Origin of the sequence: Metabacillus hrfriensis (assembly GCF_030127205.1) — a bacterium.
GTDB lineage: Bacteria > Bacillota > Bacilli > Bacillales > Bacillaceae > Bacillus_P > Bacillus_P dongyingensis.
The window spans coordinates 4,791,237-4,805,902 of the sequence record NZ_CP126116.1 but is presented as its reverse complement, the minus strand read 5'-3'; the positions used below and the strand labels follow the sequence as shown (position 1 = coordinate 4,805,902).

Here is a 14,666-nt window from a genome sequence, read left to right as displayed (position 1 = left end):
TTACGATAAAAGGAGAGGTCAAGATGAAGTATTTTTTAGACAGTGCGCTTACGAAGGAAATCCATTACGCATATGAGAACTGGGCAATTGATGGGGTTACAACAAATCCTAAACACATTATGAACAGCGGGAAATCATTCTTAACCATAGTAGATGAACTTGCAGGTGAATTTGGCGAAATAAAAAACTTTCCTATTTCAGTTGAGATTAATCCACATTTAGACAATGCGAGAGAAATGGTCACTGAAGGCAAAAAAATTGCAGCCCGCTCCTCTAACTTTGTAGTGAAAATTCCTTGCACCGAACCTGGATTGATCGCAGCAAAAGAATTAAAAAAAGAAGGCATTTCAACCAATGTCACTCTGGTATTTTCTCCCTCTCAGGCGATACAGACAGCTAGAATAGGAGCCGCATTCGTTTCCCCGTTTGTAGGATGGAAAGAAAATAGCGGAGAAGATACGGCTCAGTACATCCAGGATATCGTGAATATCTATAAAACTTACGGATTTGAGACAGAAATTATTGTAGCAGCTTTACGCAATGGTAAACAGATTGTTGATGCTGCAAAAGCGGGAGCGCATATTGTCACATGCGGATTCGATGTGTACAGAAGCAGTTTTGATCATGCGTTTACAGATTATGGTTTGAATGTTTTCAGAAATGCCTGGGATCAAACGAAAACAGAAGAAGCTGTTTCAAAATAAAGCTCAAACATCAAGGAGAGATGGGTAATGTCTAATTTTGAAAGGCTGAAAGAAAAGAATAAGCATCTTTCATTTTATGAGGTAGGCGATGAATCTTTTCGAACCTACGGCAGGAAAATTGAGAATTATTCTTTCAGGGAGCTTGAGGTATATATGGAAACAACAGAGATTCCTATTGAAGGCAATGAATATGTTGCCTCAGTTCCCCATATGGAAAAAACATCTGTATGCAATGAACTAGCTAATACTTTCTATGGAGGAATGCCCGTGCAGATAGGGTACTGCAACGGGCGCAACTCTTCATTGAATGGACTGGAATATCATAAAGGAAGCGAAATCAATGTTGCAATCACAGACTTCGTGCTATTATTGGGAAAAGTCCAAGATATAAGGAATAATACCTACGAATCAGAGCATACAGCTGCTTATTATGTTCCAAAAGGAACAGCGATTGAATTATATGGGACAACTCTTCATTTTGCTCCTTGTAAAGTTGAAGATGACGGCTTTAAAGCGATTGTTATCCTTCCAGCAGGTACCAATGAAAAGCTGGAACAAGAAACGAAAAAAACAACAAATGAAGACGAATTATTATTTATGAAGAATAAGTGGCTGATTGCTCATCCTGATAGAGAAGTCCTTATTCAAAAAGGGGCTTATCCTGGAATAACAGGTGAAAATGTAAGGGTTTACTATTAGGAGATTAGGAGGGAAACTATGGGAGATCAGAACATTCTATTCACTTTACTGTCAAGTATTGTGATTATGTCCTTATTGGGTGTTTGGACTTACAAGAAAACAAAAGGGGCTAATTCAACAACAGAAGGATATTTCCTGGCAGGACGCGGTTTATCTGGAGGGTTTATTGCAGGGGCACTTATTTTAACAAATTTATCAGCAGAACAGATGATTGGTTTAAATGGCCAGGCGTATGGCGCAAATATGACAAATATGGCATGGGAAGTTACCGCCATCTTAGCCATCGTCATTATGACATTAATTTTATTGCCTCGTTATTTAGGAGGAGCCTTCACAACATTACCTCAGTTTTTAAGAGATCGATTTGATGAAGGGGTAAGAAGATTAGCTGTCATCCTCTTCATGTTAGGATATGTTCTAGTTACCATTCCATCTACTTTATATTCAGGTGCTTTAGCTGTGCTGAAACTATTTGATATACCTTCTTTATTCAGTCTCTCCTATACAGAGTCCGTATGGCTCATGGTTTGGGTGATCGGAATTATTGGAGCACTGTTCGCTACTTTTGGCGGAATGAAGGCGATTGCGGTTTCTGATACATTTATTGGAATTGGTTTATTAGTAGTGGGTACATTGATTCCATTGATAGGGCTGTTTCAATTAGGGGACGGAAGCATCATGGAAGGATTAAAAACAATTACTACAACGAACCCAGAAAAGTTAAATGCCGTTGGATCAAGTACAGATGCTGTTCCTTTTCTGACGATCTTTACAGGTATGATTTGGGCTAACCTGTTTTATTGGGGTACGAACCAATACGCAATCCAGAGAACCCTTGGTGCAGCTAATTTGGCTGAAGGGCAAAAAGGTGTTTTATACACTGGTTTTTTCAAATTATTAGTTCCGATCTTAATGATGCTTCCAGGTATTGTTGCGTTTCATTTATACGGCGGAAATCTTGAATCCATTGATTTAGCTTTCCCGACATTAGTTGCGAATGTATTGCCATGGTATTTGCAGGGACTATTCCTGGTTGTATTGTTAGGAGCTGTTTTCAGCACATTTAACGCTTTAATCAATTCGGCAGCAACTATGTTTGCTTTAGATGTAGTACAGCCTCTTATGCCGAACGTCACGGATAAGAAGCTGCTTGGCTTAAGTAAATGGTTTTCGATTGTATTATCTATTATTAGTTTTTGTGTCTCACCGCTCTTGATGTATGCACCAGATGGCTTATGGGAGCTGATTAGAAGATTTACAGGGTTCTTTAATATTCCAATCATAGCCATCGTTTTAATAGGCATCTTTGCAAGAAAAGTACCTGCAATTGCTGCGAAAATAGTCGTTTTTTTCCATGTTATAACTTACTACATGTTAATTTGGGGCATGGATCAATTATTTGGCTACAAAGTTGAAATTAACTACATTCATATCTATGCCATTCTCTTCTTTACGGAGATTGCTATGATGCTGATTATAGGCAAAATAGCACCGGCTAAAGAATGGAGATTTACTCCAAAACCGAAAATAGAAATGAAGCCATGGAAATATGCATTGCCGGTAGCCGTGATTTTAATAGGATTAATGTTTGAGTTTTACATCGTTTTCTCACCTATTGGTTTAGCTTATGCAGACGGCATTGTCTCACCTTACTTCTTCCCGGCATTTCTTGGTTTAGCGGTGGTTACAGGGGTCGTGGCTTATATTTCAGTTAAAAAATACAACGTAAAATACAGCAGCTACATTGAGAAGCAATTATTGCCTCATGAGGATCTTTCTTCAAATATTTCAGAAAAGGGAAAAACCGCATCAGGCTGAAAATAATTAGGGGGAAACGCCAATGCAATCAGGATTAAAGCTTTCAAAATTAATGATTCAATCTATAGAAGACGGATTTGAAGTGATATTCAACGAAAAAGTACTACTGCGTCATACATTGGAAAGTCCAATGCTGTTTATAGGACGAGGACAAGACAGTATGGACATGTACAGAGGCAATTTTGAAATAAAAGATTACGTAATCGAAAGGTCTCCTTTGCTTTATGCAGACATTTCTCAGCAGGAACATGAGATTACTGTAGCTTTTTCAAAATTCTCGAATATCGACCCTGTAATGACATTGCAGATAAAAGAAGAAGATGGGCGGCTGTCGGTTGAATACCATACAAATGATGAAAGCATAAATCGTATGTGGCTGCGTACACCGGCAGATCCAGATGAAAAAGTGTATGGCTGCGGAGAACAGCTTTCACATTTTAACTTGCGGGGTAAAAACTTTCCTTTATGGACTTCTGAACCAGGTGTAGGCAGAAATAAAAAAACGTATGTAACCTGGCAGGCAGACGTATTAGATAAAGCGGGCGGAGATTACTATCATACGAATTTTCCGCAGCCTACCTTTGTTTCCAGTAAAAAATATTACTGTCATACAGATACAACAGCATATGCAGATTTTGATTTCCGTAATCCGCATTTTCATGAATTGCAATTTTGGGAAATACCGAAAAAGACACTATTTGAAACTGCTGACTCATTCTTGGAGCTAACAGGGAAAATAACAAATCTTCTTGGCCGTCAGCCGGAATTGCCAGATTGGATCTATAATGGCGTTATTCTTGGCATCCAGGGAGGAACAGAGATTACAGAAAGTAAGATTAATAAAGCTTTAGAAAAAGGGATGGCTATTGCCGGTGTATGGTGTCAGGATTGGCAAGGAAAACGCATTACATCCTTTGGCAAAAGGTTAATGTGGAATTGGAAATGGAATGAAAAAGAATACCCGGGGTTAGACAAGAAGATACCTGAATGGAAGAAAAAAGAAATTCGTTTTTTAGGATATATTAACCCTTATGTTGCGATTGAAGGGGACCTATTTAAAGAGGCAGAAGAAAAGGGATATTTGGCACTTAATCATCAAGGCACTACCTATCTTGTTGACTTCGGAGAGTTTTACTGCGGGGTCGTAGATTTTACAAATGAAGATGCATTTATTTGGTATAAAGAAGTGATAAAAGAGAATTTGATCCAATTTGGTTTAGACGGATGGATGGCTGATTTCGGAGAATATTTGCCTATTGATGTTGTGTTAAGCAATGGGGCTGATCCGAAAAAAATGCATAACGCCTGGCCTGCATTATGGGCTAAGGTGAATTATGAAGCACTTGTTGAGTCTGGAAAATTAGGTGAAATTCTATTCTTCATGCGTGCAGGATATACCGGTATCCAAAAATATTGCACGATGCTTTGGGGCGGAGATCAGAGCGTAGATTTTTCACTTGATGATGGACTCGCATCTGTGATTCCTGCAGCGCTCTCTTCCGGAATGATTGGCTGCGGACTGCATCATAGTGATATTGGGGGCTACACAAGCCTCCATGGAAATAAACGATCGAAGGAATTGCTCATGAGGTGGGCCGACATGGGAGCTTTCACACCAATGATGAGAACTCATGAAGGAAATCGTCCTGCAGATTGCTTTCAATACGATGATGACAATGAATCATTAGAACACCTAGCAAGAATGTCAAATGTGTATACTGCACTTAGTCCGTATACAAAATCGCTTGTGAAAGAAAATGCCAAACATGGTATTCCTGTACAGCGTCCTTTATTCATGCATTATGAGCAGGATGAGAAAGCGTATGATATTCAATATCAATATTTATATGGAAGAGACTTGCTGGTTGCTCCTGTGCACCAAGAAAATCAAACGGATTGGGAAGTATATTTGCCAGAGGATGAGTGGGTTCATATTTGGAGCGGGGAAGAATTTAAAGGCGGGACAGTGACGATTTCCGCACCAATTGGCTATCCTCCAGTCTTTTACCGCAAAAGTTCGAAGTGGAAAGAATTATTTAGTCAGATATCGTCAATCTAAACCTATAAAAAGAGATGCAAGACTGTTGAACAGTATTTCAACAGTCTTTTTTAGGTATAAAAAATAATGATTATCAGGGATACGTGCCAAGCTCAATTCCTGAAAAAACAGAAAATGCAAGCAGGCTTTACTTTGTTTTTAATTCCGAAGTAAGATAAGAATAGAGTTAGAGAATCTTGAAGGGAGCTTTAATCAATGGAGCATAACGTAGATCCTCATAAAGATCTTTCTTTATACTTACAAGTTAAAAATATTTTAATAAAACGGATTCAGGAAAAAGTGTGGCCTGCTCACACATTAATACCAACTGAACAAGAATTAATGAAAGAATTCAACGTGAGCCGCACCACTTTACGGCAGGCGATATCCATCCTTGTCCAAGATGGATTGCTTGAAAAAAAACAAGGAAAAGGCACAATGGTCAAAGCCCAGGAGCTATCTGGCGGGGGAAGATTAAAAGGCTTCGCAGAAGAAGCGGCCGAAAAAGGGTTAACGCCAAAATCAAAGTTAATTCGAGCTGAATTCAGAAGTGATTTATATCATGAAAAATCGATGCTTGATTTATTGGAGGAAGAAGAAATATTAGTAATTGAAAGGATCAGATTTGCTGATAAAGTACCTATTGCGATTGAACGTTCGTGCTGGCCTGCATACATAGGAAAAATATTGATGAAGCATGATTTGGATACCGCAAAATTCTATGAAATATTGGAAGCAAAAAATATTACATTAAAATATGCAAAAGATCAAATCACTGCAATTAATGCTACCGTGCCTGAAGCGGACTTACTCGGAATCCGCGGGGGAGAAGCGCTGCTGAAAATTAAAAGGGTAAGCTTTGGCTTTGATGACAGGCCAATAGAATATACGATTACCAAGTATCACGGTGAGAAATATCACTTTGATCTAGAACTTACAAGGTAATTTGAGGATTCTATGTCACTTTTGTTATTTTTCTGTAAAGTATTAGAACGTTATTGGCAATCAAAAAAGTGAATGAATCTAGAAATAAAGAAACGAGCCTGGACTGCCCAAGCTCGTTTTTGCGTTATTCTGCTACTCTTTTCCCGACAATCACCAAATCACGTTCAATGCCATCAAGCTCCGCGACACCGGGCATGTTCGCCCACTGCTCAAAGCCGAAGCGTTTAAAAAGACGCAGGCTTGCTTCGTTGTGGCCAAAGACAAAGCCGAGCAGCGTTTTAATGCCAAGCTTAGGGCAAGCATCAATCGCCGCCTGTACGAACGTGGTGCCGATTCCTTTGCCGCGCACGTTCTGATCAATATAAATGCTGACCTCTGCAGTATATTGGTAGGCTGCTCTGCCGTAGAAGGATTCAAAGCTCAGCCAGGCAACAATTTGATCTCCGTCTTCCATGACCCAAAGGGGACGCTGATCTGTGTGCTGATGAAACCAGCCAGCGCGATCTGCAACGGTAACAGGTGTTAAATCTGCCGTAACGGCTCTGCTTTCTATCGTGGAGTTATAAATCTCAACGATGGCAGGCAGGTCGCCGATCACGGCTTTTCGAATAGGTAAACTCATAGCTGATCACTCCGCATCATTTAACTTTTGAAAAATAGAGGTTATAAAAGAAGGGCGTTTTGCAAAATACGTCACCTTCATAATATAAAAAGATACAAGAACGCCAATAGCATCCTTAACTAAATCAATAACTGTTGCAGACCGGTACGGAACAAAGTATTGATGAATTTCATCTGTTGCCCCATATAGAATGGATACGATGGCTGCAAGGATACTAGCTTTCATGGTCCAGCTTTGATGAGCTGCAAACGCCAAAGCAATCAGCCAATAGAGAATGCCGAACTCAATCAAGTGAAGCGATTCCTTCATTAAGTGGTCAAATGAAAAAGGCGTGTTGATAATCGCATCTGCAGGCAAGCTTGATAGAATCCATATGAGAATCATATAAAGAATGGGTGCCAGAGTCAGCATCCATTTAAGGATAGGTTTCTTCATTATCGTGCTCCTTCAGGTTGCTGATGGAACATAGTATACCATGACTGAAATAAAATTTTTAGAATCTATACATAATTTTATTAAGGGTAGCAGAAAATAAGTTTTTAACTTTTTTTTATAGAGGTGTATATATTTTCAGAATTTTGTTCAGAATGATTGCTGAGGTGATGATAGAATGAGAGAGGAAGAAACTAAACGTACTTCTCAAAACTCGAAAATGCAACAATTCTTCAGAAAGCGTTGGGTATTCCCAGCAATCTACTTAGTAAGTGCAGCATTGATTTTGACAGCCGTGTTATGGTATCAGGCTTTAGGCAATGGAGATTCAGCAAATGATCCGATTGACCAAGGAACATCTTATCAAGATGAGCCGACTCAAGAAGTAAATTCAGCTGTAGAAAATTTCGCAATGCCGGCAGTTGATTCAGACGCAGTATCAGTTATCCGCAAGTTCTATGAAAAAGATGCAACAGCAGCAGAGCAAGAAGCAGCACTCGTTTCCTATAATAATACGTACGAGCCTAGCAAAGGAATTGACTTGGCAAAAGAAGATGGCAAGGAATTCGAAGTTGCAGCTTCACTAAGCGGAACTGTTACGAAAGCGGAAAAAGATCCATTACTTGGAAATGTCGTTGAAATCGAGCACGAAGATGGCGTGACAACTGTTTACCAATCATTAGCAAGCATGATGGTTGCAGCTGGTGACGAAGTTGAGCAAAACGAAATCATCGGACAAGCTGGAAAAAGCCTGATCCAAGAAGAAGATGGCGTACATGTTCACTTTGAAATCCGCAAAGATGGCGTTGCAGTCAATCCATTAGACTTCATGGACAAACCACTTACTTCTTTAAACGACGTGAATGTTGAAAAAGAAGCTGAGCCTGTAAAAGAACAGCCAGTTAAAGAAGAAGAAGGTACTGAAGGCGAAGAAAAAGGTGCTGAAGAAGAAAAAGGCACTGAACAAGAAAAAGAAGACGCTGAAAAAGGCACTGAAGACAAAAAAGGTGCTGAAGAAGACAAAGAAAAAGAAGACGCTGGTAAAGAAGGATCAGAAAAAGGGAATTCACAAGACCAATCTGAAGCTTCAATCAGCACAAAAAACGCTTAATAAGCTACAACATATAGATTGTCTATCCAATAGGGATAGACTATTTTTTTTGTTTTACGTTCAGTCCCCTGGCCTAAATCGACAAATTTCTTGGGAAATAAAGAAAGCAATGAAACATTCTAATTGATTTAAATTTCTCCAAAGTTCATTTCTTTCCACATATTTTCGGATGCAATAACCCGAATTTCTGCCTTTAAAACCGCAATTTATAAAAAAATTCGCACAAATCCCTTGTCCCTCTTGACTTTTTAGCATATATCTTCATCCAAGCTAATAAAATGTTACAAACCTAACAAAGAGAGTGTATGAGGTGAGGGATCGTGAATATTTTTCGTAAACGCAGCAATGGTGCTATTATACATTCAGCTACGCGGAAAATGGCTGCTGTAATTAAGTATGCGAGTCTCATTTCACACTTCTCACATCCATTTTAGGGAGGTCGAGTGGTGTGCACGATTACATCAAAGAACGTACTATCAAGATTGGAAAGTATATCGTGGAGACGAGGAAAACTGTTCGCGTGATTGCGAAGGAATTTGGCGTTTCTAAAAGTACTGTCCATAAAGATTTGACTGAAAGACTGCCTGAAATTAATCCAGAGCTTGCGAATGAAGTGAAAGAAATCCTTGATTATCATAAATCGATACGCCATTTAAGAGGCGGGGAAGCAACGAAGCTTAAGTATCGGAAGGAGGATATCCTTCAGGAAGAACCAGTAAAATAAAGAAATCACCTGTCTTTCTTGCAATTTCGACAAATCCCAACAGGGAATTTTACAATTTCATACTTTTTTTAGTGATTTATGATACAATATGAAATTAGGGCACAAAGTAGGAATTGCTGGGATCAGATTGCAAGGAGGATATGGTAAGAATGTTTGCAAGGGATATAGGAATTGACCTTGGTACTGCAAATGTACTAATTCACGTAAAAGGAAAAGGCATCGTCTTAAACGAGCCATCTGTAGTTGCACTTAATAAGAACACGGGCAAGGTTCTTGCTGTTGGAGAAGAAGCAAGAAGAATGGTAGGACGTACTCCTGGGAATATTGTTGCGATTCGTCCATTAAAAGACGGAGTCATCGCTGATTTTGAAGTAACAGAAGCTATGCTCAAGCATTTTATCAACAAATTAAATGTAAAGGGTTTATTCACGAAACCGCGGATGCTCATCTGCTGTCCGACGAATATCACCTCTGTTGAGCAAAAAGCCATTAAAGAAGCTGCTGAAAAGAGCGGCGGAAAATACGTTTATCTTGAAGAAGAACCAAAGGTCGCAGCAATTGGCGCCGGCATGGACATTTTTCAGCCAAGCGGAAATATGGTAGTAGATATTGGCGGTGGAACGACAGATGTCGCAGTCCTTTCAATGGGCGATATTGTCACCGCCTCTTCTATTAAGATGGCTGGGGACAAGTTCGACATGGAAATCTTAAATTACATCAAAAAAGAGTACAAGCTCTTAATTGGTGAACGTACGGCTGAGGATATTAAAACGCAAGTAGCGACAGTGTTCCCAGGCGGACGCAACGAAGAAATTGCCATTCGCGGCAGAGACATGGTATCAGGTCTGCCCCGTACCATTACCGTTAATTCTGAAGAAGTTGAAGGCGCACTGCGTGAATCAGTAGCCCTCATCATTCAAACTGCAAAAAGCGTACTCGAGCGCACACCTCCTGAACTCTCTGCGGACATCATCGACCGCGGCGTCATCTTAACAGGCGGCGGAGCCCTTCTGAACGGTCTGGATCAGTTGATGGCAGAAGAATTAAAGGTTCCTGTCTTAATCGCAGAAAATCCAATGGACTGTGTAGCAATCGGCACAGGCATCATGCTTGATAACGTCGATCGCCTTAGTAGACGCAAGTTTGGATAATTGATTATTGAAAAACATCAGTTTTTGGACTGGTGTTTTTTTGTTTTTTCTCACTTCCTATAAACCTTTCGTCAATCGTGCCGATTTTAAGAGTATACCTTCGATTTTTTATGAAACTTATAAATTTTTACGGTGATGTTCCAAATAGTCAGATATAATGAAAATAGAAAATATGGTCGAAAAAAGAGAATGAATCTCTTATGAGGTGAAAGAATGCTACGAGGTTTTTATACAGCGACAGCAGGGATGCTTGCCCAGCAGCGGAGAACAGAGATGCTGTCAAATAACATAGCCAATGCGAAAACACCTGGATATAAATCGGATCAGGCAGCGCTAAAGGCCTTCCCGGAAATGCTTTTGAAAAGAGTTGAAAGCAGCAAGGTTCCTGCTCCTGCCACGCAGGCTGTTGGAACGCTGAATACTGGCGTGTATCTTCAAGAGATGATTCCTCAATTTACACAGGGCGATCTCCGTGAAACAGGTCTCTCCAGCGATGTTGCCTTAGTTGAAGAGCTGGTTCCCTATAATGAGGAGACGAATGCGAAAGGTGCTTTGCTTTTTGCAGTGCAGAATCAAGCTTTTGAATTGCGCTACACACGCAATGGACAGTTTACACGAAATGAAAACGGCGAGCTTACTCTTGCAGGCAACCCTGTTTTAGGAACGAACGGCCAGCCCATTTCAGTTGCTTCAGATCAATTCGAAATCACATCAGACGGAACGGTTAGAGTGGATGGGGTTGAACAGGCACAAATCGAAATTGTCTTTGCCGGTGACACAAGAACGTTAATTAAAGAAGGAAATGGTCTTTACCGGACCGAGGATGGAAATGGATTGCCGACTGCGGTCAATAATCCTGAAATTTCGTATCAGCTAAAGCAGGGTTATGTGGAAGGCTCAAATGTCGACGTTTCCAAATCGTATACCGAAATGATGACAGCTTACCGCGCCTTTGAAGCGAATCAAAAAGTGCTGCAGGCTTACGATAGAAGTATGGATAAAGCCGTGAATGAAATCGGCAGGGTAAGATAATAGGGGGATAAGCATGCTACGTTCGATGATTACGGCTGCAAATACATTAGGTCAGCTGCAAAAACAGCTGGATCTGATCGGAAATAACATGGCAAACATTGATACACAAGGCTACAAGCGCACACAAACAGGCTTCTCAGAACTCCTTAATCAGCAAATAAACAATGCTGGACTTCAGGACGACCCTGCTGGGCGGTCGACAGCTCTTGGCGTTCGGCCTGGAGTCGGAGCGATGGTAACGGGACAAACCGTGTATACCCAAGGCAGCATCAAGGTGACAGATCGGGTGCTTGACCTTGCCATCACAAAGCCTGGCCAATTCCTGCAAGTAGAAGTAAGCGGTGAGGTGCAGTATACACGTGATGGAGCTCTATATTTGAATCCTGCAGAAAATGGACAGCTTCAGCTTGTCACATCTGAAGGCCACGCTGTTCTTGATGAAAATCAAAATCCGATTTTCTTCGATGATACGTTTGAAAATATGAAGGTAACACCTGATGGCAGATTAACGGCAGATCCGGGCAATCAGTCCGTTCAATTAGGAATAGTTGGGGTAAATCAGCAATCTATGCTTGAAAAACAGGGCGGAAATCGGTACGCTTTAAATGAGAACGCACCAAACGGCACGATCGAGTTTTTGAACCTTGATCAAATTGGCATTCAGCAAGGTGCACTTGAAATGTCAAATGTCGATCTTTCAAAAGAAATGACTGAGCTGATGGTAGCTCAGAGGTCTTATCAATTAAACTCAAAATCTATCACCATGGGCGATCAAATGCTCGGGTTAATCAATAGCGTGAGATAAACAAAGGGGTTTTTACAGTGAGTGCAAACGAACGGTCTCGTGAAGAAATGAAAGAAACGAAAAAAACAGAAGAGTCCAGCAGCCGCAAAATCAGAATCAGGCTATTTCCGATCTGGCTGCGCATTGTTTTATTGCTTTTTTTCATGGCCATTGCCGCAATCAGCGGTGCGATGATTGGCTACGGTGTACTCGGTGATGGAAAGCCAACAGACGTCTTCGATAAAAAAACATGGCAGCATGTCTTTGACCTGGTGGAAAAAGAATCTGAAAAATAAGGAGGGCTAACCCCCTCCTTTTTGTGTATAATAGAACTAATAGGTTGTACTAGGAGGAGGTACTAAAATGCTAGACATCACACAAATCAAAGAAATCATTCCGCACCGTTATCCATTCCTGCTCGTCGATAAAATCCTTGAAGTAGACGAAGGCAAGCGTGCAATCGGACTAAAAAACGTAACAGCAAACGAAGAATTCTTCAATGGCCATTTCCCAGAATACCCAGTCATGCCAGGCGTCCTAATCGTTGAAGCACTCGCCCAAGTCGGCGCTGTTGCCATGCTGATCAAAGAAGAAAACCGCGGCCGCCTTGCCTTTTTTGCAGGCATCGACAACTGCCGCTTCAAAAAGCAAGTAACACCAGGCGACCAGCTCCGCCTCGAAGTTGAAATCATCCGTCTGCGCGGATCACTCGGCAAAGGCAAAGGCGTCGCTACAGTAAACGGCGAAGTCGTATGTGAAACAGAATTGATGTTTGCGCTGGGTGAAAAGAAAGAATAGATTTGCGAGCGATCCTTGTCGGGATCGTTTTTTTTGTGCTGATCTTTAGGAGGTATCTGGAAAAAAGAAAGTATTAGCTCCAAACTGGAAAGTAATTACCCGGTTCTCGGTAGTAAAAGAGGCATTCCGGCAAGAAAAAGCCCCATTTTGGAAAGTAAATCAGATTTATCCTTGGATCTGAGCGGCTAATCACATTCAGATTCCATCCAGTTCAAAAGAAAAAACCTAAATAGCAAAGTGCAATTAAAAAACGACTGATGTCGGGCAGAAATCTTGAGCAGAATATAGGATTGAACGGTGATCATAGCCTTCATATCTAGGAGGTATCTGGAAAAAAGAAAGTATTAGCTCCAAAAAGGAAAGTATTTACCTGATTCTCGCTAGTAAAAGAGGCATTCCGGCAAGTAAAAGTCCCATTTTGGAAAGTAAATCAGATTAATCCTTGGATCTGAGCAGCTAATCACAGTCAGATACCATCCAGTTCAAAAGAAATAACCTAATTAGCCAAGTGCAAATAGAAAAAGCCTGATTGCCGGCAGAAAATAGGATTGAACGGCGATCATAGCCTTCGTATTTAGTAGGTATCTGGAAAAAAGAAAGTATTAGCTCCAAAAAGGAAAGTATTTACCTGATTCTCGCTAGTAAAAGAGGCATTCCGGCAAGTAAAAGTCCCATTTTGGAAAGTAAATCTCTTCATCCTTGAATCTGACCAAAAATAAAATTCTATTTTGCCGTGCTGCAAAGGAGTTTAAAAATAAATCTAGAAATAAACAAAATTAATAAAGAGAAGGAGTGATCTTTTGATAAAAAAAGAAAAACAATTACCTGTAAAAATTCAAAAGCTGCAGGCTTTACTAAGGAGGCTGCCCCAGAACCATATAATAAGAGCTAAAATAGAAGAGGAGTATGCTAAAAGTATGGCAGGGTATCGCGGTGAACAGTCAATTGATTATCATTTGCTTCCGTTATTAAGTAAAGAGTTCCTTGTTCTGCACGATATTAGACTGCTGAATAAAAAACATTATTTTCAATTAGATATTGTGATCTTAACTAGATCCTATATTCTAATTCTTGAAGTCAAAAACATGAGTGGAACGCTATGTTTCGATCAGACATTTAAACAACTAATACGAACACTAAATGGACGAGAAGAAGCATTCCCTGATCCAATTCTTCAAGTAAGGCGCCAACAGAAAAATCTTCAAACATGGCTGTCTGAACACAATTACCCCAGTATGCCGCTGCATTCTTATATCGTCATCAGCAATCCCGCAGCTATTCTTAAAACCATTCCAAACTACTCAGAAACAGTATTGAAAAAAGTGTTACATGCAGGATCACTCCAAGATAAAATTCGTTTACTGGATAATCGGTATAAAGATCAGATTTTAACAATTAAGGATTTAAATAAGCTGTCAAGGCAACTTATTAAAAACCACTCACCAAATAACCCGGATCTACTTCAACAATTTCAACTATCAAGGTCAGATTTAATAACAGGTGTTCATTGCACACAATGCTTTTCAATCCCGATGAAAAAAATTAGCGGAAGCTGGGTTTGCACAAAATGCATGTTCACATCTAAAGAAGCGTATATTGCCTCTTTGAATGATTACGCTTTGTTACTTGGGCCGACCATTACAAATAAAGAAATAAGGCAGTTTCTAAGAATCTCTTCAATGAGCTCTGCGTCTAAATTATTAACTGTACTAAACCTCCACCACACAGGCTCCTATAAAAACCGCAAATACCAGCTCCCCATTTTAAAATAAACGTTTACAATTCCACATATGTGGTAAATAAATACT

Annotated in this window: 15 protein-coding genes; 13 read left to right on the top strand and 2 right to left on the bottom strand. The window is 40.2% G+C overall.

Annotated elements, in window-relative coordinates; all coding sequences use genetic code 11:
- Positions 1 to 23 precede the first annotated feature (23 nt).
- From QLQ22_RS23765 to QLQ22_RS23745, 5 genes are all read left to right on the top strand, one after another.
- Complete coding sequence (locus QLQ22_RS23765; protein ID WP_284015716.1) at positions 24 to 704, top strand: transaldolase family protein; 681 nt, start codon at positions 24 to 26, stop codon at positions 702 to 704.
- 27 nt (positions 705 to 731) lie between these two features.
- Positions 732 to 1,403 (top strand): DUF4867 family protein, encoded by a 672-nt coding sequence (locus QLQ22_RS23760; RefSeq protein ID WP_284015715.1) that lies wholly within the window; start codon positions 732 to 734, stop codon positions 1,401 to 1,403.
- A gap of 18 nt (positions 1,404 to 1,421) precedes the next feature.
- On the top strand, positions 1,422 to 3,221 hold the full coding sequence (locus tag QLQ22_RS23755; protein ID WP_284015714.1) for a solute:sodium symporter family transporter: 1,800 nt from the start codon (positions 1,422 to 1,424) through the stop codon (positions 3,219 to 3,221).
- Between the two features lie 22 nt (positions 3,222 to 3,243).
- Entirely contained in the window at positions 3,244 to 5,280 is a 2,037-nt protein-coding gene (locus QLQ22_RS23750; RefSeq protein ID WP_284015713.1) for an alpha-glucosidase, read from the top strand.
- Between the two features lie 195 nt (positions 5,281 to 5,475).
- Positions 5,476 to 6,204 carry a GntR family transcriptional regulator gene (locus tag QLQ22_RS23745; protein WP_284015712.1) on the top strand — a complete coding sequence of 243 codons (729 nt, stop codon included), beginning with the start codon at positions 5,476 to 5,478 and terminating at the stop codon, positions 6,202 to 6,204.
- Positions 6,205 to 6,328: 124 nt separating this feature from the next.
- Here the strand turns inward: QLQ22_RS23745 and QLQ22_RS23740 are convergent, their stop codons facing one another.
- Both QLQ22_RS23740 and QLQ22_RS23735 read right to left on the bottom strand, forming a co-directional pair.
- The gene (locus tag QLQ22_RS23740) at positions 6,329 to 6,826 is read right to left on the bottom strand and encodes a GNAT family N-acetyltransferase (protein WP_284015711.1); all 498 of its coding nucleotides are present in this window, start codon (positions 6,824 to 6,826) and stop codon (positions 6,329 to 6,331) included.
- A 6-nt stretch (positions 6,827 to 6,832) separates the two neighbouring features.
- A complete protein-coding gene (locus QLQ22_RS23735; protein ID WP_284015710.1) occupies positions 6,833 to 7,261 on the bottom strand; it encodes a VanZ family protein in 429 nt (142 codons plus the stop codon).
- Between the two features lie 175 nt (positions 7,262 to 7,436).
- Here QLQ22_RS23735 and spoIIQ point away from each other — a divergent pair, with 175 nt between their 5' ends.
- The 8 genes from spoIIQ to QLQ22_RS23695 all read left to right on the top strand — a co-directional run bounded on the left by spoIIQ (position 7,437) and on the right by QLQ22_RS23695 (position 14,630).
- On the top strand, positions 7,437 to 8,369 hold the full coding sequence (gene spoIIQ, locus QLQ22_RS23730) for a stage II sporulation protein SpoIIQ (RefSeq protein ID WP_284015709.1): 933 nt from the start codon (positions 7,437 to 7,439) through the stop codon (positions 8,367 to 8,369).
- Between the two features lie 448 nt (positions 8,370 to 8,817).
- Positions 8,818 to 9,093, top strand: coding sequence for a sporulation transcriptional regulator SpoIIID (spoIIID, locus tag QLQ22_RS23725; protein ID WP_070875369.1), 276 nt, complete (start codon positions 8,818 to 8,820; stop codon positions 9,091 to 9,093).
- A gap of 149 nt (positions 9,094 to 9,242) precedes the next feature.
- On the top strand, positions 9,243 to 10,244 hold the full coding sequence (gene mreB, locus QLQ22_RS23720) for a rod shape-determining protein (RefSeq protein WP_223438608.1): 1,002 nt from the start codon (positions 9,243 to 9,245) through the stop codon (positions 10,242 to 10,244).
- Positions 10,245 to 10,457: 213 nt separating this feature from the next.
- Positions 10,458 to 11,276: a flagellar hook-basal body protein gene (locus QLQ22_RS23715; RefSeq protein ID WP_284015708.1), complete on the top strand. Its 819-nt coding sequence runs from the start codon at positions 10,458 to 10,460 to the stop codon at positions 11,274 to 11,276.
- Between the two features lie 13 nt (positions 11,277 to 11,289).
- Positions 11,290 to 12,081, top strand: a complete 792-nt coding sequence (locus QLQ22_RS23710) for a flagellar hook-basal body protein (protein WP_284015707.1) — start codon at positions 11,290 to 11,292, stop codon at positions 12,079 to 12,081.
- Positions 12,082 to 12,098: 17 nt separating this feature from the next.
- Entirely contained in the window at positions 12,099 to 12,356 is a 258-nt protein-coding gene (locus tag QLQ22_RS23705) for a DNA-directed RNA polymerase subunit beta (RefSeq protein ID WP_284015706.1), read from the top strand.
- Positions 12,357 to 12,423: 67 nt separating this feature from the next.
- Positions 12,424 to 12,858 (top strand): 3-hydroxyacyl-ACP dehydratase FabZ, encoded by a 435-nt coding sequence (gene fabZ / locus QLQ22_RS23700; protein WP_252207678.1) that lies wholly within the window; start codon positions 12,424 to 12,426, stop codon positions 12,856 to 12,858.
- A gap of 800 nt (positions 12,859 to 13,658) precedes the next feature.
- Entirely contained in the window at positions 13,659 to 14,630 is a 972-nt protein-coding gene (locus tag QLQ22_RS23695) for a nuclease-related domain-containing protein (protein WP_284015705.1), read from the top strand.
- The last annotated feature ends 36 nt before the right edge of the window (positions 14,631 to 14,666 follow it).